The following is a 23,971-nucleotide window of genomic DNA, read 5'->3' as shown; positions in this document are numbered from 1 at the left end:
CTGACAGGTCACTTGTCGATCGAGTTTTGCCTCGAAAGGCATATAGGTCGACCCACAAGCGCCCACACGAATTACTTCTGACGATGTTAAAGATCACAAGGTGTCACAGCTGTTGGTGACCACCCTTTAGCGTGGCGCGCATTCTACCGATCGGCGCCGCACTGTCAACCGAAGATTCAGATTTTTTCTTTTCAAAACAGGCACTTAGAAAGCACCGAACCAAGAGAAGAAAGACTGGAAAACTTCGTTCCCCAACCGCGCTCAGCGGCGAGGGAGGCGTATAATAGTCTTTTTGCGGCCGCTGTCAACGGCCGCTGAAGGGAAAGTTGAAAGAAAGGTGCCGAACGGCGTTTAGGCGGCTTTTTGTTTCAGTGCACTGTTGGTTTTTGCGCCTCGGCGTACCCGCAGTTTGACGACCAAACGCTCGCCTAAGAGCACCATCGCCAGCAAGGTATAAAGCCAGGCTTCGAAGGACGACACCCGTGACTGCAGCCAAAAATGAATCAATGCCAGCACGATTATTAGATAGATGACCCGGTGCAGACGTTTCCAGTTTTTCTTCAGACGACGCACCATGGCTTTGGGCGACGTCACCGCCAAGGCCAACAACCCCACCCAGGCCAGCATGCCGAGATAGATAAAGGGTCTCTTACCCAGGTCTTCGACAAAGACGCGCCAATCCAACTCGATCCAGCCAAACAGATAAGTCGCCAGATGACAGCTGGCATAGAAGAAACAATAAAGTCCCAACATGCGTCGATAGCGAACGGCCTTAAATGCGGTATGCCGAGACAAGGGGGAGCAACTGAGCGTTATCAACAACAGCCACAGCGCCCACTTACCCATCTCTTCCAGCACCACTTCCAACGCATCCACACCCAGGGTGCGCGGATCAACGATAAACAAAGTCCAGTAGTAAAGCGCCGGTGACAGAGCCAACAAAAACAGCGCCCACCACAGCAAGCCTTGCTTTGGTAAGAATTGAATACGCATTAGAAGAAAGTCCGCAGATCCATGCCCTGGTACAGCGAAGCGACTTCGTCGTAACCATTAAACAGACGGGTACCGATACGATTGATGTCGCCATTCGGACCGATGCGACGCTCAGTTGCCTGGCTCCAACGCGGATGGTCGACCTCAGGATTCACATTGGCATAGAAACCATATTCGTTGGCATTGGCGATATTCCAGGTGGTCGGTGGCATCTCTTCAACGAACTCAATTTTGCTGATCGACTTGATGCTTTTAAAACCGTACTTCCAAGGCAGCAGCAACCGAATCGGCGCACCATTCTGATTGGGCAACGGCTCGCCATACATACCCACCGCCAGGAAGGCTAACGGATGCATGGCTTCATCGAGTCGCAAGCCTTCGACATAGGGATAGTCGATAAAAGAAAACAAGGAGCGCTGGCCGCGCAATTCATCCGGACGCTGGATGGTTTGAAAAGCCACATAGCGCGCTTTGGATTTCGGCTGGAAGGGTTTGAGCAAGGCCGCCAGTTCGATACCGATCCAGGGAATCACCATCGACCAGGCTTCGACGCAGCGCAGTCGATAGATACGCTCTTCGGTACGCTTGCCGCTGAGCAACGCCTCCAGATCCAGAGTGCCGGGGTTATCACACAAGCCGCCAACTTCAATTTCCCAAGGATAAGGATTGAACTCATCGGCATGATTGGCCGGATCACTTTTACCGGTACCGAATTCATAGAAGTTGTTGTAGCTGGTGGCGTCGCGTTGATCAGTCACACCTTCATCGGTAGTGATTGAGCGATAAGCCGTGTTAGCAACCTTGGTACTTAACCAGGGCGGTGCCGCGGGTGGCGTCGCCATGGCTGCGGGTACCAGGCTGGTCATTGCCAGACCGCCGGCAGCCTGCATCAACTGACGACGATTCAGGTAGGCAGATTTTGGGGTGACGTCATTCTCTGTCAGTTCGGAGCGTTGTTTGATAATCATGGAGCCCTCCGTAAAAACCGGTCGTGGGCCTTGAGGCCCGTTCACATACTGTACGTAACGGACCTCTGACCGGTTCTGCTTCAGGAAGTTCCGGACTTACGGGCGTTACGGTACTGCCGAGCACGTCGCCAGATTTCAAAAACCGGGCCCGACAACGCATAGAGCACCGCCATCCCCAGCAAGACCCGCGGCGGGTCCAGAGCGATAAGCGCCAACACCGCTACCGATAGCAGCAACACTACAAAAGGCACGCGACCACGGTCACTGAGGTCCTTAAATGAATAATAGCGTATCGGACTGACCATCATGGCACCGACCAAAGGCACAACGACGACCATGATCCAGGCAACGGACTCGCCGGCCACACCCGACTTGGTCAACGCCCAGACAGAGCCCCAAAGAATGGCGGCGCCAGCAGGACTTGCCAGCCCGACAAAGAATTTTTTGTCGACGCTGTTGATCTGAATATTGAACCGAGCCAGACGCAAGGACGCACCGGCGACAAAAATAAAGGCGGCAACCCAGCCCAGATTATCCAGGCTGTGCAGCGACCATTGGAAGATCAAAATCGCCGGTGCCACACCAAAGGCCATGTTGTCAGACATGCTGTCGTACTGCGCGCCAAACTCGCTTTGAGTATGCGTCATACGCGCTACGCGTCCGTCCATGCCGTCCAGCAACTGAGCGGCAAAGATCGCAATAGAAGCCCGCACAAAATCGCCGTTGATGGCCGAGACAATGGAAAAAAAGCCGGCAAACAGCGCCGCTGTGGTCAGCAAGTTGGGCAGCAGATAGATGCCACGGCGATGGGCTGGCTGTTGCACCGGAAGATTTTGCGTCGGTTGTGCCACCTTGCTGTCATTGGAACTCATAGTTCCCTCCAAATAATAAAATCGAAATGTTAGCTACCGACCATTCAGTTCACGGCATCGGTCAGGTCACTGGCCGTTTTCCAGAAAGCGCTCACCAACGGATCCTGCAGACGTCGATTAAGGACGCAAGCACCCACGTCAAAGGGTTCCAGCTGGCTGTCGGTCTCAATGCGCTCGATTTTCTCTTGCAACGGACTGTTTTCAATCACCAGCCCGGGTACCACGCCAATACCGAATCCCAACCCTACCATGCTGACGATGGCCTCGTTACCGGCCACCTGAGCGTAGATATTCGGCTTGATGCTGTGGGCGCGAAACCAGTTGTCCAAACGCTTGCGAGCCAGGCCGTATTCAGACACCACAAAGGGTATCTGACCCCAGGGAATGGGCGATTGTTGCAGTTGAGTACGCACCGGGCAATCAATCGCCGGCGCGATAAATTCCAGCGGTGTTTCCACGATCGACTGAAACATCAACGGATTGGGCAAATGATCCGGACGCGGCGCGATGGCGATGTCGGTTTCATCATCCATCACCTTCTGCACCGCCTGGGCGGCATCACCGGTTTCCAGCACCACTTCAATATTGGGAAAACGGGCGCGGAATTCGGTCAGCAATCCCAGCATAAAGCTGTAGCTGGCGGTCACCGAGCAATAGAGGCGAATCTGGCCGCGCAACTCAACCGGATCGTTCTGCAGTTTGTGGCGCAGATCCTGCCAGTGCGCCAGCGTTGACTCGGCAAATTCACGAAACAACCGCCCCGCCTGAGTCAGTACCACAGTGCGGTTATCACGTTCGAAAAGAGTGGCACCCAGTTCGTCTTCCAAACGGGCGATGCTTCGACTGAGCGTCGAAGGACTGACGTGCATGGCTTCGGATGTTTTGCCGTAATGCAGGGTCGCAGACAGGTGCAAGAACTGTTTCAGTGCTCGCAGATCCATAACGGGCCTCCTCTGAAGAGGCCTGATTATGGCATGGCCCAGCCTTTATTGCAGCAAACGCAATAAAGACAGAGCACAATTGCGTCAGTAGTCAGTATTAAGTTTGATGAAGGTTTCGTAGGTCGTGGACAGCACCCAAAACCCGGCATCAATCAGGCTTTCTGTCAGGCTGGTGACCGCTTGTGGCCGACTCATTAATGTGACCATTCCCAATAGGGAAAGCGCCAGCCACAGTTGCTTAATAGACATGCTTAGCTCCTTTAAGAGAATGGGCCCGACCCCTTCCCGGCGCAAAGTTTAGCAAAACTCAGACACCAGTCACTATCAGAACTTCTTAAAAGGCTCTGAGATCATCATTCCGGGCTGTCACGGCGCTGTCAGATTTCGGTCACATTAGCGTTATACCATCCGGTTTCCTGCTGTTACCCGAACCCCTTATGACCGATTTCGCGCTCGTCGTCAGTGGCCTGTACAAACACTTTGGCGACAAAACCGCCTTGGCTGGTATTGATCTGGCCCTGCCCAAAGGTCAGGTACTGGCGTTATTAGGTCCATCCGGCTGTGGCAAAACCACCCTGTTGCGCTGCATCGCTGGCCTGAGCAACCTGGATGCCGGACACATTGACCTCCATGGTCGACGCGTCGCCCAGGCCGGTCACCAGCTCAGTCCTGACCAACGAGAACTGGGCATGGTGTTCCAAGATTACGCGCTCTGGCCGCATATGAGCGTGGGCGAAAACGTCGCCTTTCCGTTGGAAATGCGCGGCATCGCCAAGCAGCAGCGTCAACAACAGGTGGACTGGGCATTGTCGTTGGTCGGACTGGCCGATTACGCCTCGCGCAGCCCGGGCTCACTGTCCGGTGGCCAGCAACAGCGCGTGGCACTGGCGCGCGCCATTGTCGGTCGCCCACAACTGCTGCTGATGGACGAACCGCTGTCCAACCTGGACAAAGGTCTGCGTGAAAACCTGGCGCTGGAAATTCGCAGCCTGATCGAAGAACTGTCATTAAGCGCCGTCTTCGTCACCCACGATCAACAGGAAGCTTTCGCTCTGGCCGATCAGGTGGCGGTGTTGCAACAAGGTCGTATCCAGCAAGTCGCCACACCTCAGACACTGTTTCGCCAGCCGGCAACAGCCGATATCGCCAACTTTATCGACGCCGGAGCTTTGCTCGACGGCCAGCTACAGCCGAAGGGCTTGCAGCTGGGCAAACAATGGTTGCCGCTCGGTTGTGACACCGATTATTCAGGACCGGTGCGGTTGCTGTTGCCACGTCATGCCATCCGCATCGATGCCAGCGAGCCGATCCAACTTCAGGCGCGAGTGCTGGGGCAGTTATTTCAGGGCGACTACTGGAGCCTGCGCCTGCAACTTGACGATCAGACCGAGCTGACGCTGAAAACCCCGGATCTTGCCGCCCAGAAGCAACGCATCGAGCTGGGCATCGATCCAGCGGCGATCACCGTCTGGGGAGATGACGGCCAGCTTCTGCCCGGGCTCTATAGCGTCAACACCAACTGGGTCAGCAGCGGCTGATTCAGTGTCTTGTGCGGCAGCCCGGCTGTCATTTCCGTCACTTGCTCCCACTCATTACTTCGACCAACAAGGGAAACCAACCATGTCATCACGCTATCTCGGTTCCATCCTGCGTACCGCTATCGCCAGCCTGACGCTGGTCGGTGCCAGCGCCTTCAGTCACGCTGACACCCTGACCGTTTATTCCGCCGGCCCCGGCGCGCTGATCAATGATCTGGCGGCTGATTTCACCGCCGAAACCGGTATTGAGGTCAACGTCTTCCAAAGCACCACCGGCCAGGTTATGGCACGCCTGGAAGCCGAACGCAGCAACCCGCTGGCCGACATCGTTATTTCCGCCTCCTGGGACAGCGCCGTCGATCTTGATGCCGAAGGTCTGCTCTACGCCTACCAATCACCCAACGCCGCCATGGTGCCCGATTACCTGAAGACCGATCACTACGTTGCTCAAGGCGTATCGGCCCTGGCGCTGGTGTGGAATCGCAACAGCAGCACCCCGGCGCCAAGCGACTGGCACGATCTGACCAACCCGGCTTACGCCAACCAGATCACCATGCCCGATCCGGCCCAGTCCGGCGCCGCCTTCCAATTGCTGACCGGCCTGATCAGCGCTGACGGCGAAGCCGCGACCTGGGAGCTGATCAGCGACCTGGACGACAATGGCATGATCGTTCCCGGCCCGAACGCCCGCGCACTGAACCCGGTGCTGCAGGGAGCCAAGTCGGTTGTCTTTGGTGCGGTGGATTACATCTCTTTAGGTCAGCAGGCCAAGGGTGAAGCCATCGACGTCATCTTCCCGGCCAGCGGCACGGTGATCGCACCGCGTCCGATGATGATTCTGCAATCGACTCAACAACCAGAAGCGGCTAAACGCTTTATCGACTTTGTGTTATCCGAGCAGGGCCAGGCACGCGTCGCCGAGCGTTACCTGATGCCAGCACGCACAGACATTCCGGCGCTGCGTCCGACCATCAATGAACTGCACATCATTGCTGTCGATGACGCCGTCAACGGCCAGCGCGAAGCCATCCTGCAGCACTTCGCCGACACCGTTAATTAATGTCGCTACCGTCGCCAACCCACTGGCTGCGTTCGCTGAACACAGCCAGCCTGATCATGTGGCTGACGGCGCTGGCCGTGCTGGTTCTGGTCGGCCTGCCGCTGCTGTTTATTGTGTTGCAGGCGATTTTCCCGGGGCTGTCGCGGGGCGAGTTAAGCGGCGCCTTCAGCCACCTTGCCAGCACCCTGGGTGATGCCAATCTGCTTGGTCTGTTGCGCAACACCGTCCAATTGGGTTTGGCGGTGGTCATCGCCTGTACGCTGCTGGCAGTACCTCTGGGGGCATTGCGCGCCCTGACTCAGGTACCGGGCGGCGCTCTCTGGGACGTGCTGTTTCTGATCCCCTTTATGATTCCGCCCTTTATCGCCGCCCTCTCCTGGATGCTCACCCTGCAACCCAGTGGCTACGCCCAACAGCTGTTCGGATTGCAGGCCAACGACTTTCTGTTTTCGTTTGCCGGCATCGTCTTTGTGATGGCGCTGAATGTTTTTCCTGTGGTCTATTTCGCCGTTTCGCGCACCATGATGGGCATCGGCGGCCGTTTTGAAGCCGCAGCGCGGGTCAGTGGCGCCAGCCGCTGGCGCGCTTTTTGGCGCATCACCTTGCCGCTGTCGACGCCAGGAATTGCCGCCAGCCTGCTGTTGGTGTTTGCGCTGACCATTGAAGAGTTCGGCACGCCAGCCACGCTCGGCGCCCAGGCTGGTTATCAGGTTCTGGTCACCGGTATTCACAATCGGTTTTCCGACTGGCCGATCGATATTCCCGGCGCAGCACTGCTGTCGATCCTGCTGGTGATGTTGGCAATGGGCGCTTTCTATTTGCAGCACTGGCTGGTCACCCGACGCTCCTACGTCAGCCAGACCGGCAAACCCGGTGCTACGACTCAAGCAGCATTAGGCCTCTGGCGCTGGCCGGTGGTGCTGTTGTTCAGTCTGACCGCTGCCGCTGCCGTGGCGGTGCCGATTCTCGCCGTGCTCGCCACAGCGCTGACGCGCACCCTGTCCGGTGGCCTGGCGCTGAACAACCTGTCCTTGGGCCACTTTCAAGCCCTGCTCGATCAAAGCAGTGGCGCGGTATCAGCGCTGAGCACCAGCCTCGGCCTGGCCATCGCCGCCGCTCTGTTGACCGGTGTACTGGGTGCTCTGGTGGGGTATCTGGTGGTGCGCGCCGAAGTCAGAGGACGACGCCTGCTCGACTTTTTGTCGCTGCTGCCCAACACCATGCCCGGCATCGTCATCGCTGTGGGTCTGATCCTGGCGTGGAACCAGCGTTTCTGGCCGATCCAGATCTACAACACCGGCGCCATGCTACTGCTGGCTTATACCTGTCTACTGCTGCCCTATCCGGTGCGCTATTCACAGGCTGCCTTCCGCCAGATGAGCGACAGCCTGGAAGCCGCCGCCCGCGTCAGCGGTGCCGGCTTTATCACCACCTTCCGACGCATTTTGCTGCCGGCACTGGCGCCGAGTCTGGTGGTCGCCATGCTATTGGTCTTTGCCATCGCCTCGCGCGAACTGGTGGCGTCGTTGATGGTTGCGCCCGCCGGCACCGTGACCGTCGCCACCTTTGTGTTCAGTCAGTTCGAGCAGGGTTCACCCGGTGTTGGCATGGCAATGAGCGCCGTGGCCATTTTCACCACCACTGCCTTGTTGGTCGGACTGACGGTATTGAGCGGTAAACGGCTGCCCATCAATCCCTGACGGCAGCGCCCGCGGCCGCCACCAAATGCATTTCCAGCAACAGTCCGTTGTGAACAATTCATTTAAAGCAATATCCAAAAGCCGCTAGACTGCGGCGCTAACGGTGGGTTTTCCACCATGACTGTTAACAGGATTTCGCATGAGCACTAACTATTTCAACACCCTCAACCTGCGTCAGCAGCTGGCTCAGTTGGGCAAATGTCGCTTTATGGACAAGGCCGAGTTCGCCGATGGCTGCAACGCCCTCAAAGGCAAGAAAGTCGTCATCGTCGGCTGTGGTGCCCAGGGTCTGAACCAGGGTCTGAACATGCGCGATTCCGGTCTGGACGTCGCTTACGCCCTGCGCCAGTCCGCCATCGACAACAAGCGCCAATCGTGGAAAAACGCCACCGAGAACGGCTTCGAAGTCGACTCCCACGAAAACCTCATTCCCAAGGCCGATCTGGTCGTTAACCTGACGCCGGACAAACAGCACTCCAGCGTCATCGAAGCGGTGATGCCGCTGATGAAGCAAGGCGCGGCCCTGGGTTATTCGCACGGTTTCAACATCGTCGAAGTCGGTCAGAAAATTCGTGACGACATCACCGTCGTTATGGTCGCACCCAAGTGCCCGGGCACCGAAGTTCGTGAAGAGTACAAGCGCGGCTTTGGCGTACCGACCCTGATCGCCGTTCACCCGGAAAACGACCCCAAAGGCGAAGGCCTGGAAATCGCCAAAGCCTGGGCGGCGGCCACCGGTGGTCACCGTGCCGGCGTGCTGGAAAGCTCCTTCGTGGCCGAAGTGAAATCCGACCTGATGGGCGAACAAACCATCCTCTGCGGCATGCTGCAGGCCGGCTCACTGCTGTGCTACGACAAGATGATTGCCGAAGGCGTCGACGCTACCTACGCCAGCAAACTGATCCAGTACGGCTGGGAAACCGTGACCGAAGCGCTCAAGCACGGCGGCATCACCAACATGATGGATCGCCTGAGCAACCCGGCCAAACTGCGCGCCTATGAATTGTCAGAAGAACTGAAAGGCCTGCTGGCGCCTCTGTTCCAGAAACACCAGGACGACATCATCAGCGGTCACTTCTCCGCCACCATGATGGCCGACTGGGACGCCGACGATAAAGACCTGCTGGGCTGGCGCGAAGCCACCGGCCAGACCGCTTTCGAAAAAGCGCCGGAAGTGAAAAACGATCTGTCTGAGCAGGAATACTTCGACAACGGCATCCTCATGGTCGCCATGGTTAAAGCCGGTGTTGAGCTGGCGTTCGAAACCATGGTCGACAGCGGCATCATCGAAGAATCGGCTTACTACGAATCACTGCACGAACTGCCTTTGATCGCCAACACCATCGCGCGTAAGAAGCTGTACGAGATGAACGTGGTGATCTCCGACACCGCCGAATACGGCAACTATCTGTTCGCCAACGCAGCAGTGCCGCTGCTGGCTGAGAAGTTCATGCCGAAGATCAAAACCGACGTTATTGGCAAAGGTCTGGGTAACACCAGCCTTGAGGTCGACAACATCGAATTGATCCAAGCCAACCAAGCGATTCGCAACCATCCGATCGAGTGGATCGGTGAAGAGCTGCGCGGTTATATGACTGATATGAAACGTCTGGTCGAGGCTTGATTGCATAGCCCCGACCGGGTGACCGTCTCTCAGTGAGGTCCCCAAAAGGGAATGAGTGTTAGCCCGCCTAATCGGCGGGCTTTTTTTATGTCCATGGATGGACGGTATCCGACAGTGCAGGACGCAAGACTAGCGGTTACGCCCAGGCCGGAAACGGATCTTCCAGTTCGCGCCAGGCCTGTTCGCCAGCAGCCAGCTCTGCTTCGCTGAGTAAGCAGGCATCGAGCTTTTCCACGACCTGATCACGGTCCAGGTTCTGACCGATAAACACCAATTCCTGACGACGATCGCCATAGGGTTCCTGCCAGATCGAACGAATGGCACCCAGATAATCCTCATCCTCTGGCCACTGTTCTTTTGCGACCGCCGCCCAAAACATACCGGCAAAACCATAGCGTGCTATGCCGCCCGCCTGCTGCCATTGGCCGACAAAATCCGGCCGTGTCGCCAGCCAGAAGTAGCCTTTGGAGCGAATCAGTTTGCCCGCTATATCGGAGCTGTGCAGGAAATCGAAAAAGCGCTTCGGGTGAAACGGACGCCGGGCGCGATAAGCAAAACTGCCAATGCCGTATTCTTCGGTTTCCGGCAGATGTTCGCCGCGCATTTCCTTCAGCCAGCCCGGTGCCTGTTCGGCCTTGGCAAAATCAAACAAGCCAGTGGCGAGGATTTTCTGACTGGGAATCTGACCATTCACAATGGGCACAATCTCGGCGTCGGTATTGAGTGTGCGCAAAATGGCACTGAGGCGTTTCAGTTCTGCCGGTGCAATCAGATCGGTCTTGCTGACCAAAATAATGTTGGCGAACTCCACCTGATCGACCAGCAGATCAGTCACACTGCGCTGGTCTTCCTCACCCAGGCTTTCACCGCGTTCGGCCAAGGCCTGAGCCTGATCGTAATCATCTAAAAAGTTGGCACCATCGACCACCGTTACCAGCGTATCGAGCTGCGCGACATCGCTGAGCGTGACGCCTGCTTCATCGGCAAAGGTAAAGGTCTCTGCCACCGGCAGCGGCTCGGAAATGCCGGTCGATTCAATCACCAGATAATCAAACTGCCCGGCTTCGGCCAGACGCCGCACTTCAATCAACAAATCTTCACGCAGCGTGCAACAGATGCAGCCGTTGCTCATCTCCACCAGCTTTTCCTCACGCCGGTTCAGCGATACGTCCTGGCGCACCGTGGCGGCATCGATGTTGATTTCGCTCATGTCGTTGACGATGACGGCAATGCGCAAGCCTTCGCGATTGTTGAGCAAATGGTTCAGCACCGTGGTTTTACCGGCGCCAAGAAAGCCGGACAACACTGTTACCGGCAGCTTCTGTGGTTCAGTCATGGGAAATCCTCTGTCGCAGTCGGCCGAGCAACACGGTTCAGCCATATTGATGTATCAATGGCCAAAATGTTATGTTGTAACATCTCTCCATGCAACCCTGATTAAATCGACATGACTTCAGCATCTCAGCCGCTACCGACCAACCACAGCCACCGCCAACCCCAATACCGACGCAGTGACGACATTCTGGTGTTGACCGACATCTACCAAGACGATGTCAATCTGGCCTGCTGGCAAGCGCCACCCTTGGATAACGTCACGCTCAGTTTCCTTGACGAACTGCGCCAAACGACGCCCGGAGTGCACATCAAAACAGCGCTGCCAGCGAGCCAGGCCGAGGCCATTCTGACCACTTATTTCCCTGACCATCCAGGCCGTACCAAATTAGTCGATTGGCTGTGCCAGTGCATCGATCTGTTTGCCTACCTGTTCGACCAACAACGCGTCGGGGTGCGATTTCGCTGCCTCGACCAAGCCATGTGCCCGCGCTTTCACGTCGACAACCTCGCCGTTCGGCTGGTCCACACCCTGACCGGCCCGGGCACCCACTGGCTGCAAGAAGACAATCTGGATCGCAGCAAACTCGGTCCGCGCCCAGCGGGGCAAAGTGACATCGAATGCGGCCTGATTCAGGACGAACAACAGATTCAACGACTGCAAGCCGGCGATGTGGCACTGCTTAAAGGCAGCGGCTGGGCCGACAGCCCGGTGCCTGCGCTGGTGCATCGTTCGCCCACCGAAGACTGCAGCGCCGGCCGCTGGGTGTTAACGCTGGACCTGGCCGATTAATCGCGCCGCTAACCAAAGAGCCGTTCAAACCATGACGACACACACCCCATCAAGCTACACCACCGACAACTGGAAACTGCCACGCTCGCAGCGACCTGCGCCACTGAGTCTGTTTATCGCCACTGGCGGTCAACGCGCCCTGCTCGCAGCGCTGCTGACGGCTGGCATCTGGACACTGGCCTTCACGGCAGTCGGCTGATGAACCTGGTTGAGCTGAAGCAACTGAGTGTCGGCTACGACCGACCCTTGCTGTATATCGAACAAGCCCAGTTAAAGCCCGGCGACCGGGTGGCACTCATTGGTGCCAATGGCAGCGGCAAGTCCACTCTGCTCAACACCCTGACCGGCCGCATTCCGGCTTTGGGCGGCAGCTTGCGGCTACCGCCAGCGAAGCAAATCGGTTATCTGCCGCAGCAATCGGAGCAGGATCGCGATTTTCCGATCAGCGTGTTCGAATGGGTCCTTTCCGGCCACTGGCACCGCCGTGGTTTGTTCGCCGCCTTCAGCCGCAGCGATCAAATGCTGGTGCAGCAGCAGCTGCAACGCTTTGAATTGCTCTCACTGAGCCACCGTCCTTTAGATCAATTGTCGGGCGGGCAATGGCAGCGAGCGCGCCTGGCACGGCTGCTGGTTCAGCAACCGCGCTGGCTGCTGTTGGACGAACCCTTTAACAACCTCGACGAACTCAGCCAGACGGTCATGATGGCGGCCATCCAGGACGCCAGCGAGGCCGGAACCGCCGTGCTGTGCGTCTTGCACGACAGCAAGCTGGCGGCATCGGGTTTCGAACTCCATTGGCACATTGCACAGGGACAGCTCGACACCAGCGCTTCGACCAGGGCGGAGTTGCTGCATGCTTGACGCCCTACAACCCTTCGTTGAATTCGCCTTTATGCGCCGAGCGTTGTTCGGTTGCTGGTTACTCTGTCTGAGCAGCGCGCCGGTCGGTGTCTTTATGGTGCTGCGGCGCATCAGCTTGACCGGCGATGCGCTCTCGCACGCCATCTTGCCGGGCGTGTCCGCCGGTTATTTACTGGCCGGTTACTCCGTGGTTGCCATGGCCAGCGGCGGCCTGGTTGCTGGCGCGCTGGTGGCCTTGATTACGGCCTGGTCGAGCCGCCGTACCCGAGCGCCCAAAGACCGCAATCTGGCGGCGTTTTATCTCACCTCTTTGGCGTTAGGCGTCTTTATGGTGTCGATCCACGGCAGTTCGGTCGACCTGATGCATCTGTTGTTTGGCGCCGCTCTGGGCATGACCGATGCTGCCCTGATCTGGATTGCCGGCACCGCCACCGTCACGCTCTGGACCCTGCTACTGCTGATCCGCCCGCTGGTGCTGGACAGCGTCGACAGCGCCAGCTTGCAGCAAGGCCGACTGGGCAATCTGGCCGAAACCAGCCTGATGTTGCTGATTGTGCTCAATCTGGTCGCCGGTCTGCACGCCATGGGCAGCTTGATGGCGGTCGGGTTGATGATTCTGCCCGCGACCATCGCCAGCCATTGGTGCCAACGCCTGGAAAGCTATCTGCTCAGCGCCGTTTTGCTCGGCGCGGCGGCCTGCACGCTTGGTCTGCTCGGTTCTTTTTACGCCGACTGGCCGACCAGCCCGACCATCCTGCTGTGTTTAGGCGGCGTCTTTCTGTTCTCGCAGTTGTTTGGCCGCTACCGAAGCCTGTTGGGCAACCGGCTGCGCGCCTGGCTGCATCCTCACCCATCCAAGGAGATCCATTCATGAAGGTTTTTCGTTTGCTGACTCTAACGCTCTTGCTGTCAGCCACCACTGCCGGCACCGCCCTGGCGCAGGACAAGCTGAAGGTCGTCGCCACCTTCAGCATTCTCGGCGACCTGGTTCAGCAGGTTGCCAGCGACAAGGTTGACCTGACCGTCCTGGTCGGACCCAACGGCGATACCCATGTCTACGAACCGACACCCAGCGATGCCGTCGCCATTGCTCAGGCCGATCTGGTGATTCTCAACGGTCTGGAATTTGAAGGCTGGCTGCCACGCTTACTGGAATCGGCCGAATACCAGGGGCCGCAACTGGTACTGGGTGAGCAAATCGAAGCCATGCCATTCCATGATCATGATGAAGAAGAAGACCACCACGATCATGACGAAGCCCACCATGAGCATGAACATCACCATGACGAAGACGGTCATCACGACGAGCACGACGAAGGCCACCACCATCACCACGGCGAATTCGATCCTCACGCCTGGCAAAGCGTGCCCAACGTCATTCAGTACGTAGCCGCCATCAGCGAGCAATTACAGCAACTGGACCCGGAAAACGCCCGCTTCTATCGCTACCACCGCGACTATTACAGCCAGCGACTTAGCGACCTGCAGAGCTGGGCAGAAACCGAATTCGATGCCTTACCAACTGAACATCGTCGTCTGATTACGCCGCACGATGCCTTCGGCTACCTGGCGCGCGATTTTGATTTGCACATCGAATCGCCTCAGGGTCTGTCGACCGAATCCGAAGCCTCGGCGCAAAAAGTCGCCCAGCTGATTCGCCAGGTGCGTGACGAAAACATCGCCGCCCTCTTTGTCGAAAACATCGCCAACGATGCGCTGGTGCGTCAGATCGAACGTGAAACCGATGCCCGGGTGGGCGGCACCCTGTACACCGGCGCCTTGTCAGCAAGTGATGGTCCGGCGCCCACCTACGAAGCCATGATGCGCCATAACTTCCAGACGCTGCTGACGGCACTGGCACCGGAATAAAGCTAGGAAGCGCGGATGCTTTAACCGCGGGAGAAAAAAGGGCGCTATCGATCGATAGCGCCCTTTTTGGTTCAGGCCGCCTGTCGCTGGACAGCGGCCTCGGTTGGCTTTTGTTCCAGTCGAATCAGCTGATCGGCAATGCGTTCGGCCAACGCCGGATCGTGGGTCACCAACAATAAGGCCAGTCCACGTTCGGCGACTTCGGCCAGCAACAGTTCAATAACCTTTTTCTGGCTGACCGGGTCCAGTCGCGACGTGGCTTCATCGGCAAACAACATCACCGGTTCCAGCAACAAGACCCGGGCAATCGCCAGACGCTGCAACTCACCGCCGGAAATACCACTCGGACGACGCTGCAACAAAGCTTCCGCCAGTCCCAACTCGCTGAGCAAATGGTTCAGACGGGCGCGTTCCAGGCCGTGCAACGCCAGCAGATCATCGAAGGATTGGCGCAACGTCTGGTGCGCAATAAAGGCCGCCGGCGGGTCCTGATAGATCTTCTGGTACTTCAACGGCGACGCGCTTTCCGGCCAGTTCAACTGACCCTTATCGGCCGGCAACAGGCCGGTCAGCACATTACCCAGGGTACTTTTGCCACTGCCGCTGGGGCCGAGTACCACCGTCACTTCGCCTTCACGCAGCGTCACATCCAGATCACTGAACAGGTGCCGGTCGCCAAAGCTTTTACTAAGCCCTTGCGCTTCAACCACCACCGGACGCTGAGCGCTGACCTTGGTCTGAGGCAGTGGCCAGTGCTGTGGCATGGCGGCAATCAGTTCGCGACTGTAGGGTTGCGTCGGCGCCTTTAACCACTGCTCGGTGGCACCGTCTTCCAGCAGCCGACCGTCACGCATCACACCCAGGCGACCACCGAGAGCGGCAACCAGATCGAGATCGTGGGTAATCACCAGCAAAGCCCGACCGGCATCCGCTTCGGTCAACAACAGCTTGGCGACGGTCTCACACAGGGCTTTATCGAGCCCCTTGGTCGGCTCATCGGCGAGCAGTAACGGACTGGCGGCAATGCGCGCCATGGCAATGGACACGCGCTGCGCCATACCGCCGGACAATTCAAACGGATAGCTGAGCAGATTATTGCTCAGTCCCAGAGCGCTCAGTTCGGTCGTCGCCAGCTTGCGCGCCTGCTCCAGCGGCATACCTTCCAGCGCCAGCAAGACTTCGGCGACCTGATCGAGCACCGTCATGGTCGGGTCCAATGCCAGCCAGGGTTCCTGCGGCAGCAAAGCAAAGTGCCGCCCCCAGAAAGCGCGACGCTGCGCCGCCGGCAGCGCCAGCAGGTTTTCACCCTGGTAGCGAATCGCGCCGCTGCAGTGCAAGTCATCGGGCAGGCTGCCCATCAGCGCATGCATTACCAGACTCTTACCGGAGCCGGTTTCACCGACCAGGCAAAAAGGTTCTCCAGCCTGGATGGAAAAACTGACGTCAGTCACCAGAGACTGACCGTCAGCGGTTTTGATAGTTAGCTGTTCAATTTCGATCAAAGCGCTCATTTCGGTTTAGCTCCGGCAAAGAGTTGCAGCGACAGCACCAACAGAAAGATGGCCGTAGCCGGCATCAGCACCTGCCAGGGCGCTTCGCTGTAATGCGGCATCAGTTCAACGATGATGGCCCCGAGTTCCGGTGTTGGTGGTCGCAAACCGACATGAATGGCACTGAGCGTACTGACCGCCACCACCGCCGAGCCCATGGCAAAGGCGAACAGCGTCAACATCGGCAACGCCAGCGCAGGCAATAACAAGCGGCGCAGAATATAGCCCCAGCCAAAGCCGAGCCGCAGCGTGGCTTCGACCACCGGCTGGGTAAAAACCCGCGCCGCTTCAATGCGCGCCACCCGGAAGAACTCCACCCACAGATAGAGCGCCAGACCCAGATAGAGCGGACCAAAACTGCCCGGCGCAAAGGCCAGCAACAACAGCACCAATAACAAACCAGGCAAGGCCAGTACCACATCGGACAGGCCGACCAGCGCGCGCTCGACCCAACCACCATGCCAGGCAGCAAGAATGCCCAGCGCTATGCCAGGCAGGGCGGCGCTGGCGGCGGTCAGCAAGGCCATGACAAAGGACAACCGCGCGCCGTGCGCCAAACGCGCCAGCATGGAACGACCAAACTGATCGGTGCCCAGCCAGTGCTCGGCATCACCCGGTGCGACCAGCACGGCATCGTAGTCTTGCGACAACGGATCGGCTTCGATCAGCACCGGTCCCAAAAAGGCAAACAGGCCCAACGCCAGCAAGATGGTCGCGCCAACCAGACGACTGGACGTCCAGAAGCCAACAGACTGTTGTTCCGGCAACACCTCGGCCGGCAAAGTAACGGTTGAAGCTGGCATCAGGCAGCCCTCCGTAAACGCGGGTCTAACTGCACACAGCCCAGGTCCACCAGGCTGTTGAGCACCACAAACAGACCGCCCATAGCCAGCGCAGTGCCCTGAACCATGGGCACATCGCGCGCGATAATGGCGTGCACCAGCGCGTGGCCGATGCCGGGGAAGGCAAAGATGGATTCCACCACCACCACACCTTCAACCAGATAAACCAGTTGCAGCCCCAGATAGGTGAACACCGGCAGGGAGGCATTGCGCAACGCATGGCGCTGCACCACGGCGCGGTCACTGAGCCCTTTGAGACGAGCGTGGGCGAAGTAGGGTTCACGGGTGACGCGCACCATAGCATCGCGCATCACCCGCGATGACATCGCCGCCAGCCCCAACGCCAGGGTGATGGCGGGCAACAGCAGATGCTGCCAACTGCCAAAACCGGCGGTGGGCAGCCAGCGCAACGTGACGGCGAAGATCACCATCATCAGCACCGCCAGCACAAAGGGTGGCACTGCCCGCAGCGCTGTCGCCAACACCAGGGTAAAACGATCCATCCAGGAACCGGGCATCAGCCCGGCCAGGGCGCCCAGCGTCGGCCCGATGAACAGCGAAATGATAAAGGCGAGCACCGCCAGCATCAGGCTATGGCCCAGCTGCAACCCGATTTCATCGACCACCGGCGCGCCGGTCACCAGCGAATGACCCAGATCGAAACGCAACAGATCACCCATCCAGACGACAAAGCGCTGCGCCAGCGGCTGCTCCAAATCGAGTTCCGCACGCACCTGTTCGGCAATGGCACTGTTCATCATATCCGGGCCGTAGCGACCGGCGGCGATACGCATGGCCGGATCACCCGGCAGCGCCACCATCAGCGCAAAACTCAGGGTGCCGACGATCAGCACCACCGCCACACACTGCATCAAGCGCAGCATCAACAGCTGTTTCATCAGTCTTCCGTCCAACGCAGCTCGGAGAGGTAATAATTCTGCTCATAAGGATCGACATAAACGCCTTCCAGACGCTTGCTGGACGCCACGGCCAACTCACTCCATACCACCGGAATGGTCGGCAGTTCGTCGTGCAGTACCGCAGTGAGTTGCTGCAACTGAGCGTCGCGTTCATCCGCATCGGTGCTCACACTCAGCTGATCAATCAAGCCAAAGGCGCGCTCGTTCGACCAGTTCATGGCGCCCCAGTCCGCACCGCCCGGGCCGTAATCTTCCATCACCGTCGCCAAGGGGTCGGGCACCATGGAGAAGCTGCGCGTAACCAGCGCTAAATCCAGGGTGCCATCCTGATGACCCGCCGGAATCTCGGTATAGCTGCCCACGGAAATCTGCAGATCGATGCCCACGGCCGCCAACTGATTCTGAATTGCCGTCGCCAGCAACGGCAGATCCGGCCAGCTGGCGTAGGTGCGCAAGGTGACTTCAAAACGCTGACCATCGCGCGCTAAATAACCGTCGTCGCCGAGCGTCCAACCGGCTTCGCTGAGCAGGTCGCTGGCGCGCTGCGGATCGTATTGCAGCGGTGCCAGTTGGCTATTGCTCCAACCGGAAATGGCTGCCGGGAATAGCTGTTCAGCGGCCAGGTCCGGGTTACGCATCACCACCCGGGCCAGGGCTTCACGATTGATCGCCAGACTCATTGCCTGACGTTCCTGGGCGCTGTCGAAAAACGGCTTGGCGGTATTCAATTTCAGCAAGCGCGTGCGCGGAATGGTCACTACTTGCAGATTGATGTTCGGATCGTCCGCCAACTGCTGGGTCGCTACTGGCAGCAGCGACAGCGTCAGGTCAGCATCGCCGCTTTGCGTCATCATGGTCCGCGTTTCACCGCGCGGCACCGCCAGATAGCTCACCCGTTCGATATGGGCGCGGCCCTGCCACCAGTCGTCAAAGGCCGACAGTTCAATGCGCAGCGGCGGTACCACTTCGTTAACCTGATAAGCGCCGGTACCGACGATGGCGGTGATTTCTCCGGCGTCATCAAAGGACGAGGGCGCCAGCATCAGGGTGCTGTAATGCGCCAGAAAAGCCGGCAGCAAAGCGAAGGGTTCGCTCAGACTGATAACGACCGACTGATCATCGGCGGTTACATTTTCAATCGGTGCATTCTGCAACACACCCGGCCGCTCCAGCGCACGACGCAAATTGCTGGCAACCACCTCTGGCGTCAGCTCAGAACCATCGTGGAACAGCACCGCATCACGCACGTCCATCCGCCAGCTAAGGCCATCGTCAGACACCTCAACGTTCTCGACCAGTTGCGGCACCAGCTGGCGCTCGTGGTCGATGGTGAACAGCGTTTCCGCCGCTTGCATCCGGGTAAACAGATAACCCGATTTGGCCGGTTCCAAACCGGAGATTTCCAGCGGACTGGCAATATCCAGCACCTCGGATGAAGTATCGGACTTCTTATCGCCCAGACCCACCCAAGCCGCCAGCGCTGCCAACACCACAACCGCACCGACTAAAATTCCCGTCTTTTTATTCACACGCTTTCCTTTTATCAGATATGTTACATCGTAACATTGTATTTAATCGCAGCGGCTGTCGTGGCGTCAAGCAGGCATAGGCTGTCCCAAATAAACCACTGACCGTCTCGAAGCAGCCAAGCCAGGGCCAGCACCCTGTCCTTATGCTGATTGCTTGAATCACCACTCCAGGACAGGGTTATGCTTCCCTACGCCATTATCGGCGCCGGTCCGATGGGACTGTGCAGCGCGCGCCGGCTCAGTCAGTACCAACTGCCATGGATCGGTTTTGAACTGAACGACGGCGTCGGCGGGTTATGGGACATCGATAATCCACACTCGACGATGTACCAATCGGCGCATCTGATTTCGTCAAAAACCATGACCGAATTCCGTGACTTCCCGATGCACGAATCGGTGCCGCCCTACCCCAGTCACCGCCAGATGAAGGCCTATTTCGAGGCCTACGCTGAACACTTTGACCTGCACTGCGGCTTTGCCTTTAACACCCGAGTGCTCAAGGTTGAGCGTGATGGCGACCACTGGCAGATCGAGACTGAATGCAAGGGTCGTCAGCAACGTCATGCCGTCGCCGGGGTATTGCTTGCCAGCGGCACCTTGCACGCGCCCAAACACCTCGACCTGCCCGGCCATTTCAGTGGTGAGCAACTGCACAGCGCCGACTATCGCGACCCGGCGGTGTTCGATAACAAAAGCGTACTGATCATCGGCTGCGGCAACAGCGGCTGCGACATCGCCGTCGATGCCGTACACCGCGCTGCCCGCGTCGATCTGTCGGTGCGCCGCGGTTATTATTTTTTGCCCAAATTCGTTGCCGGCCGGCCCATCGACACCCTCGGCGGCAAGGTGCGTTTGCCGAACCGACTGAAGCAATGGATCGATGGCGGCATCATCCGCGCCCTGATCGGCAAGCCGTCCGATTACGGCCTGCCAGACCCGGATTATCGCCTGTACGAATCGCATCCGGTGGTGAACTCCCAGTTTCTGCATCACATCGGTCATGGCGACATTCAACCCCGTGCGGATGTGCAAGCGGTCGATGGCCACAGCGTCACTTTCAGCAATGGTGAACAGGCCGACTACGATTTGATTCTTCAGGCTACCGGCTACCGTCTGAGTTATCCCTACATCGATTCACGCGAACTGAACTGGCAAGGCGCCGCGCCGGACCTGTTTTTAAATGTGTTCAATCCGGACAACCCCAATCTGTTTGTGATGGGCATGATCGAAGCCGCCGGTCTGGGTTGGCAGGGTCGTGATGAGCAAGCTCATCTGGTGGCGCTCTACCTGCATCAGCGCGCCCGCGACACCGTTTCGGCGCGTCAGTTTGAACGCGCTATTCGCGCCCATCCGAACAGCGACTGTCGCGGTGGCATGAACTATTTAGCCGTCGATCGCATGGCCTATTACGTTCATAAAGCGACCTATCTGAAGACGCTGAAAAAGCACCAGCGACGCCTGCAACGTGACCTCGAATCGCCACTGCGCAGCATCGTGCACAGCGCCGAGGAAGTGGCATGACACACATCCTCATCACCGGCGCCAGTGGCTATCTGGGTTATCAATTGGGCTGTCGGTTAAGTCAGCACTATGCGGTCACCGGGCTCGATATTCGCGCCAGAGACGACAGTCCCTTTCCCATCGAGCAGCGCGACATCAGCAGCGCAGGTCTGGCCGACTGGATGGACCAGGAAGCCTTCACCCACGTTATTCATCTGGCCTCGGTACTCGAACCCAGCCGCGATCGAGCGCGCGACTACCGCATCGATGTCGAAGGCACCGAGCAATTATTGGCCGCCTGCGTCGCCACCGGCGTACGCCATTTCACGCTCACATCCAGCGGCGCCGCCTACGGTTATCATGCCGACAATCCCGACTGGTTAACCGAGCGTGATGCGCTGCGCGGCAACATCGAATTTTCCTACGCCTGGCATAAACGGCTGGTCGAAGAACGGCTCGCCGACTATCGCCAAAACCACCCGGAATTACGCCAGTTAATTTTGCGTCCTGGCACCGTTCTCGGTCGCCACACCCACAACCTCATCACCCGTTTATTCGAAGGCAAACGACTGATCGCGTTAAAGGGTTCCAGTTCGCCTTTTGTCTTTATCTGGGATCAGGATGTGCTCGCCATTATCGAACAGGGCGTGCGCGAAGAAAAAAGCGGCATCTACAATCTGGCGGGCGACGGCGCACTCACCCTGGATGAGATTGCCGAACAATTGGGTAAACCCATCTGGCATTTACCGGTGCCTTTAGTGCGCTTTGGTTTAAGCTGCGGGCGTCTTTTTGGGTTAACCGCTTACGGCCCAGAGCAATTGAATTTTTTGCGCTATCGGCCGGTGCTGGCCAATACCGCTTTAAAACAGGAGTTCGGTTACTGTCCGCGCAAAACCTCCGCTGAAGTCTTGGCCGAATTCGCCGCTGGTCTGAGAACCTTGCCGCATGGTTGATGCCCAAGCCACCACGCTGATTACCGGCGCTGCCTCTGGGCTGGGTTGGGAATTGGCGCAGCGTTATGCACGGCTTGGCCATCGATTATTACTGGTCGATTGCAACGCCGAAGCGTTGGAAGAGTGTCTAACTCACCTACAAACTCAACTACAGACCCAACAACCGCAAGCCAATCACTGCAGCAAGGTGCAAGACCTCACTGGGCTCGATGCCGCTGAGCAAATTGTCGCCTGGGTCGCCACGCTCACTCCGAGTCTGACCTTGCTGATCAACAACGCCGGCATCACCCATCGCAGCGTCGCCCAAAAGACGCAGCCGGCGGTGTTTCGTCGGGTTATGGCGGTGGATTATTTTGCGCCTTTAGAACTGACGCTGGCGCTGCGTCCGTTACTGGAAACAGCCCCCGATCATCGTGATCGAGGGGTCATAGTGATCGGTTCCATGGCTGGCTGGATGCCGGTGCTCGGCCGTGCAGGTTATTGCGCCGCCAAGGCAGCACTGCATCAGTTTTTTGAAACCGCCCGTGCCGAAGGGTTGATTCGCGCCGATGAATTAACGCTGATTTATCCGAGTTTTCTGGCAACGCCCATTGAGCAGAATGCGCTCGACCAAAACGGCCATAGAGCTCAGCATCGGCGCTCGTCAGTCGGAAAAATCCGCGACGCCGGCTGGATGGCCGAGCGTATTATCACCAATCATCGCAAACGCAAACGCCGCTGTTTTCCAGACCGTTTCAGTGCGATGGCCGCCTGGTTATATCGGCTGTGGCCCGATCTGTATTTGCGCTTGATGCGCCAGCGATTGGCGGAAGAATTAACATCCGATCAATCCGTCCGGCCAGGCTCACCACCCCATCCAAATACCCATCATCACTGACCGAGTAATTCATCGGCCCGCTCAATAGCACCGTTATACAACGCCGACAGATCAAACAGTTCCAGCTCATAGTCGCGCAAAAAATCAGCTTCCAGTGGCTTGCCATGTGCATAGTCTGTCGCCAGATTCAGCACTCGTCCTGTCAATCCAGTTCTGTCACTCAGAGCGGCTTTCAGATCTTCCTTAAGCGGCAGTTCAATGAGCACCTGCGGCATAGGTTGATCCATCAGTGCATCCAGCACCGATAACAAACCCACAGTGAAAAAACAGTCCTTTTCATCGGGTGCCAGGCGTTCACCCAATTGCTCGCAGAAGAACGCTCGGGTCAGCGCTTCGCGCTGCAATTCTTTGGGTTTGTTTTCAAAGCGATCCATATTAATCAAGGTTGCCCAGCCACGAATACGATCGATCCCCAGCAAGGTCACTGCCTGATGAATGGATTCGATACTGTGCGCCCGACGATAAAAAGACGAGTTCACCAGCTGCAACAATTTATAAGACAGCACCGTGTCCTGTTGCACCAGATAATAGATGTCATTGACCGTTACATCCGGCTTATATAACTGCGCCAGAACCTTCAGCAGATTAACGCGCAACGGCTGTAATCGTCGCCCATGAACCGCTTCGGGGCGACAGAAGAAATAACCCTGAAAATAATCAAAACCCTGGTCCAGACAAAATTGAAAGGTGTCGTAATCTTCAACTTTTTCGGCCACCAGTTTTACCGGGTGAGACGACAACTGACGCACCAGTTCGACAATGCCGTCGCGGCTGGTTGCCAGCACATCGATTTTGACAATATCGACCAGATCAATCAGTTCCGGTCGATAATCTTTCTGCTCGAAATCATCCAGCGCCATGCGAAAACCGCGCTCGCGCAAATGACTGAGTATCGGCACCAGATCGTCATCGGCGTGATAATCTTCCAGCACTTCAATAATCAGGGTCTGACGCAGAAAATCTGGCAGCGCATTGAGCATCGTTTTAGTGACATTCAATAAACCGGGTTTCTGATTCAGCGCCTGAGCGATGTTGCTGTGGGTATATGCATTGAGCATGACCGCCTGGGTGGCCAGATCGCCATCCTCGAAAACGGCCTGGGTTAGATCGCCCTGCCGGAACAACAACTCATATCCAAACACCTGCAAGCCACGATCAAAAATCGGTTGGCGGGCAAACAGTACTTCTTCGGACACGATACACCCTCCGAAACTTCAGCCCGCTACTATACCAATGACATCGGGAAATT

The 23,971-nt window shown here is 57.7% G+C and carries 23 protein-coding genes; 12 read left to right on the top strand and 11 right to left on the bottom strand.

Features of this window, described 5'->3' with window-relative positions:
• Positions 1–351: 351 nt before the first annotated feature.
• From ABMA60_RS09940 to ABMA60_RS09920, 5 genes are all read right to left on the bottom strand, one after another.
• Positions 352–993, bottom strand: a complete 642-nt coding sequence (locus tag ABMA60_RS09940; protein WP_392802274.1) for a sulfite oxidase heme-binding subunit YedZ — start codon at positions 991–993, stop codon at positions 352–354.
• Positions 993–1,961: a protein-methionine-sulfoxide reductase catalytic subunit MsrP gene (msrP, locus tag ABMA60_RS09935; RefSeq protein WP_392802271.1), complete on the bottom strand. Its 969-nt coding sequence runs from the start codon at positions 1,959–1,961 to the stop codon at positions 993–995. Before msrP ends, ABMA60_RS09940 begins: the two co-directional genes overlap by 1 nt.
• Before the next feature lie 80 nt (positions 1,962–2,041).
• The gene (gene pssA, locus ABMA60_RS09930) at positions 2,042–2,833 is read right to left on the bottom strand and encodes a CDP-diacylglycerol--serine O-phosphatidyltransferase (RefSeq protein ID WP_392802269.1); all 792 of its coding nucleotides are present in this window, start codon (positions 2,831–2,833) and stop codon (positions 2,042–2,044) included.
• 44 nt (positions 2,834–2,877) lie between these two features.
• The gene (gene ilvY / locus ABMA60_RS09925; RefSeq protein WP_392802266.1) at positions 2,878–3,774 is read right to left on the bottom strand and encodes an HTH-type transcriptional activator IlvY; all 897 of its coding nucleotides are present in this window, start codon (positions 3,772–3,774) and stop codon (positions 2,878–2,880) included.
• An 84-nt stretch (positions 3,775–3,858) separates the two neighbouring features.
• The gene (locus ABMA60_RS09920; protein ID WP_392802264.1) at positions 3,859–4,023 is read right to left on the bottom strand and encodes a hypothetical protein; all 165 of its coding nucleotides are present in this window, start codon (positions 4,021–4,023) and stop codon (positions 3,859–3,861) included.
• Positions 4,024–4,211: 188 nt separating this feature from the next.
• Between ABMA60_RS09920 and ABMA60_RS09915 the strand changes: the two genes are divergently transcribed.
• The 4 genes from ABMA60_RS09915 (at position 4,212) to ilvC (ending at position 9,696) form a co-directional block, all read left to right on the top strand.
• Entirely contained in the window at positions 4,212–5,312 is a 1,101-nt protein-coding gene (locus ABMA60_RS09915) for an ABC transporter ATP-binding protein (RefSeq protein WP_392802262.1), read from the top strand.
• An 82-nt stretch (positions 5,313–5,394) separates the two neighbouring features.
• On the top strand, positions 5,395–6,372 hold the full coding sequence (locus ABMA60_RS09910) for an ABC transporter substrate-binding protein (protein WP_392802260.1): 978 nt from the start codon (positions 5,395–5,397) through the stop codon (positions 6,370–6,372).
• A complete protein-coding gene (locus tag ABMA60_RS09905) occupies positions 6,372–8,072 on the top strand; it encodes an ABC transporter permease (protein WP_392802258.1) in 1,701 nt (566 codons plus the stop codon). The genes ABMA60_RS09910 and ABMA60_RS09905 overlap by 1 nt, the downstream gene beginning before the upstream one ends.
• A 139-nt stretch (positions 8,073–8,211) precedes the next feature.
• Positions 8,212–9,696: a ketol-acid reductoisomerase gene (ilvC, locus tag ABMA60_RS09900; protein WP_392802255.1), complete on the top strand. Its 1,485-nt coding sequence runs from the start codon at positions 8,212–8,214 to the stop codon at positions 9,694–9,696.
• A 136-nt stretch (positions 9,697–9,832) separates the two neighbouring features.
• On the opposite strand, the gene zigA is transcribed toward ilvC, so the two are convergent.
• Positions 9,833–11,032, bottom strand: coding sequence for a zinc metallochaperone GTPase ZigA (zigA, locus tag ABMA60_RS09895; protein WP_392802251.1), 1,200 nt, complete (start codon positions 11,030–11,032; stop codon positions 9,833–9,835).
• A 111-nt stretch (positions 11,033–11,143) separates the two neighbouring features.
• Between zigA and ABMA60_RS09890 the strand changes: the two genes are divergently transcribed.
• From ABMA60_RS09890 to ABMA60_RS09870, 5 genes are read left to right on the top strand one after another with little or no spacing between them, the layout of a single operon-like run.
• Positions 11,144–11,821 (top strand): DUF1826 domain-containing protein, encoded by a 678-nt coding sequence (locus ABMA60_RS09890; protein ID WP_392802248.1) that lies wholly within the window; start codon positions 11,144–11,146, stop codon positions 11,819–11,821.
• A 31-nt stretch (positions 11,822–11,852) separates the two neighbouring features.
• Positions 11,853–12,020 carry a hypothetical protein gene (locus ABMA60_RS09885; protein ID WP_392802246.1) on the top strand — a complete coding sequence of 56 codons (168 nt, stop codon included), beginning with the start codon at positions 11,853–11,855 and terminating at the stop codon, positions 12,018–12,020.
• On the top strand, positions 12,020–12,682 hold the full coding sequence (locus tag ABMA60_RS09880; RefSeq protein ID WP_392802243.1) for a metal ABC transporter ATP-binding protein: 663 nt from the start codon (positions 12,020–12,022) through the stop codon (positions 12,680–12,682). Before ABMA60_RS09885 ends, ABMA60_RS09880 begins: the two co-directional genes overlap by 1 nt.
• The gene (locus ABMA60_RS09875; protein WP_392802240.1) at positions 12,675–13,556 is read left to right on the top strand and encodes a metal ABC transporter permease; all 882 of its coding nucleotides are present in this window, start codon (positions 12,675–12,677) and stop codon (positions 13,554–13,556) included. Before ABMA60_RS09880 ends, ABMA60_RS09875 begins: the two co-directional genes overlap by 8 nt.
• On the top strand, positions 13,553–14,551 hold the full coding sequence (locus ABMA60_RS09870; RefSeq protein ID WP_392802236.1) for a metal ABC transporter solute-binding protein, Zn/Mn family: 999 nt from the start codon (positions 13,553–13,555) through the stop codon (positions 14,549–14,551). Before ABMA60_RS09875 ends, ABMA60_RS09870 begins: the two co-directional genes overlap by 4 nt.
• 71 nt (positions 14,552–14,622) lie before the next feature.
• Here ABMA60_RS09870 and ABMA60_RS09865 read toward each other — a convergent pair whose 3' ends face one another.
• From ABMA60_RS09865 to ABMA60_RS09850, 4 genes are read right to left on the bottom strand one after another with little or no spacing between them, the layout of a single operon-like run.
• A complete protein-coding gene (locus ABMA60_RS09865) occupies positions 14,623–16,062 on the bottom strand; it encodes an ABC transporter ATP-binding protein (protein ID WP_392802233.1) in 1,440 nt (479 codons plus the stop codon).
• Positions 16,059–16,904 carry an ABC transporter permease gene (locus ABMA60_RS09860; RefSeq protein WP_392802229.1) on the bottom strand — a complete coding sequence of 282 codons (846 nt, stop codon included), beginning with the start codon at positions 16,902–16,904 and terminating at the stop codon, positions 16,059–16,061. Before ABMA60_RS09860 ends, ABMA60_RS09865 begins: the two co-directional genes overlap by 4 nt.
• Positions 16,904–17,842 (bottom strand): ABC transporter permease, encoded by a 939-nt coding sequence (locus ABMA60_RS09855; protein ID WP_392802226.1) that lies wholly within the window; start codon positions 17,840–17,842, stop codon positions 16,904–16,906. Before ABMA60_RS09855 ends, ABMA60_RS09860 begins: the two co-directional genes overlap by 1 nt.
• Complete coding sequence (locus ABMA60_RS09850) at positions 17,842–19,392, bottom strand: ABC transporter substrate-binding protein (protein ID WP_392802224.1); 1,551 nt, start codon at positions 19,390–19,392, stop codon at positions 17,842–17,844. Before ABMA60_RS09850 ends, ABMA60_RS09855 begins: the two co-directional genes overlap by 1 nt.
• 180 nt (positions 19,393–19,572) lie before the next feature.
• On the opposite strand from ABMA60_RS09850, the gene ABMA60_RS09845 reads away from it, so the two are divergent.
• Genes ABMA60_RS09845 through ABMA60_RS09835 form a run of 3 tightly spaced genes read left to right on the top strand, consistent with a single transcriptional unit; the run spans position 19,573 to position 22,722 of the window.
• A complete protein-coding gene (locus ABMA60_RS09845) occupies positions 19,573–20,913 on the top strand; it encodes a flavin-containing monooxygenase (RefSeq protein ID WP_392802221.1) in 1,341 nt (446 codons plus the stop codon).
• Positions 20,910–21,845, top strand: coding sequence for an SDR family oxidoreductase (locus ABMA60_RS09840; protein ID WP_392802218.1), 936 nt, complete (start codon positions 20,910–20,912; stop codon positions 21,843–21,845). Before ABMA60_RS09845 ends, ABMA60_RS09840 begins: the two co-directional genes overlap by 4 nt.
• Positions 21,838–22,722, top strand: coding sequence for an SDR family NAD(P)-dependent oxidoreductase (locus ABMA60_RS09835; protein ID WP_392802215.1), 885 nt, complete (start codon positions 21,838–21,840; stop codon positions 22,720–22,722). Before ABMA60_RS09840 ends, ABMA60_RS09835 begins: the two co-directional genes overlap by 8 nt.
• On the opposite strand, the gene ABMA60_RS09830 is transcribed toward ABMA60_RS09835, so the two are convergent.
• The gene (locus ABMA60_RS09830) at positions 22,716–23,918 is read right to left on the bottom strand and encodes an EAL and HDOD domain-containing protein (protein ID WP_392802211.1); all 1,203 of its coding nucleotides are present in this window, start codon (positions 23,916–23,918) and stop codon (positions 22,716–22,718) included. The two genes, ABMA60_RS09835 and ABMA60_RS09830, sit on opposite strands and share 7 nt — an antisense overlap.
• Positions 23,919–23,971: the final 53 nt, after the last annotated feature.

This window comes from Saccharospirillum sp. HFRX-2 (assembly GCF_043196805.1).
In the GTDB taxonomy this organism is placed as follows: domain Bacteria; phylum Pseudomonadota; class Gammaproteobacteria; order Pseudomonadales; family Natronospirillaceae; genus Saccharospirillum.
Note: the sequence above shows the minus strand (reverse complement) of the source record. Positions and strands in the feature narration are given on the sequence as shown.

Bases quoted from the DNA above. Each gene is read 5' to 3' on its own strand.
- ABMA60_RS09940 (WP_392802274.1), bottom strand. From the start codon at position 993: ATGCGTATTCAATTCTTACCAAAGCAAGGCTTGCTGTGGTGGGCGCTG.
- msrP (WP_392802271.1), bottom strand. From the start codon at position 1,961: ATGATTATCAAACAACGCTCCGAACTGACAGAGAATGACGTCACCCCA.
- pssA (WP_392802269.1), bottom strand. From the start codon at position 2,833: ATGAGTTCCAATGACAGCAAGGTGGCACAACCGACGCAAAATCTTCCG.
- ilvY (WP_392802266.1), bottom strand. From the start codon at position 3,774: ATGGATCTGCGAGCACTGAAACAGTTCTTGCACCTGTCTGCGACCCTG.
- ABMA60_RS09920 (WP_392802264.1), bottom strand. From the start codon at position 4,023: ATGTCTATTAAGCAACTGTGGCTGGCGCTTTCCCTATTGGGAATGGTC.
- ABMA60_RS09915 (WP_392802262.1), top strand. From the start codon at position 4,212: ATGACCGATTTCGCGCTCGTCGTCAGTGGCCTGTACAAACACTTTGGC.
- ABMA60_RS09910 (WP_392802260.1), top strand. From the start codon at position 5,395: ATGTCATCACGCTATCTCGGTTCCATCCTGCGTACCGCTATCGCCAGC.
- ABMA60_RS09905 (WP_392802258.1), top strand. From the start codon at position 6,372: ATGTCGCTACCGTCGCCAACCCACTGGCTGCGTTCGCTGAACACAGCC.
- ilvC (WP_392802255.1), top strand. From the start codon at position 8,212: ATGAGCACTAACTATTTCAACACCCTCAACCTGCGTCAGCAGCTGGCT.
- zigA (WP_392802251.1), bottom strand. From the start codon at position 11,032: ATGACTGAACCACAGAAGCTGCCGGTAACAGTGTTGTCCGGCTTTCTT.
- ABMA60_RS09890 (WP_392802248.1), top strand. From the start codon at position 11,144: ATGACTTCAGCATCTCAGCCGCTACCGACCAACCACAGCCACCGCCAA.
- ABMA60_RS09885 (WP_392802246.1), top strand. From the start codon at position 11,853: ATGACGACACACACCCCATCAAGCTACACCACCGACAACTGGAAACTG.
- ABMA60_RS09880 (WP_392802243.1), top strand. From the start codon at position 12,020: ATGAACCTGGTTGAGCTGAAGCAACTGAGTGTCGGCTACGACCGACCC.
- ABMA60_RS09875 (WP_392802240.1), top strand. From the start codon at position 12,675: ATGCTTGACGCCCTACAACCCTTCGTTGAATTCGCCTTTATGCGCCGA.
- ABMA60_RS09870 (WP_392802236.1), top strand. From the start codon at position 13,553: ATGAAGGTTTTTCGTTTGCTGACTCTAACGCTCTTGCTGTCAGCCACC.
- ABMA60_RS09865 (WP_392802233.1), bottom strand. From the start codon at position 16,062: ATGAGCGCTTTGATCGAAATTGAACAGCTAACTATCAAAACCGCTGAC.
- ABMA60_RS09860 (WP_392802229.1), bottom strand. From the start codon at position 16,904: ATGCCAGCTTCAACCGTTACTTTGCCGGCCGAGGTGTTGCCGGAACAA.
- ABMA60_RS09855 (WP_392802226.1), bottom strand. From the start codon at position 17,842: ATGAAACAGCTGTTGATGCTGCGCTTGATGCAGTGTGTGGCGGTGGTG.
- ABMA60_RS09845 (WP_392802221.1), top strand. From the start codon at position 19,573: ATGCTTCCCTACGCCATTATCGGCGCCGGTCCGATGGGACTGTGCAGC.
- ABMA60_RS09840 (WP_392802218.1), top strand. From the start codon at position 20,910: ATGACACACATCCTCATCACCGGCGCCAGTGGCTATCTGGGTTATCAA.
- ABMA60_RS09835 (WP_392802215.1), top strand. From the start codon at position 21,838: ATGGTTGATGCCCAAGCCACCACGCTGATTACCGGCGCTGCCTCTGGG.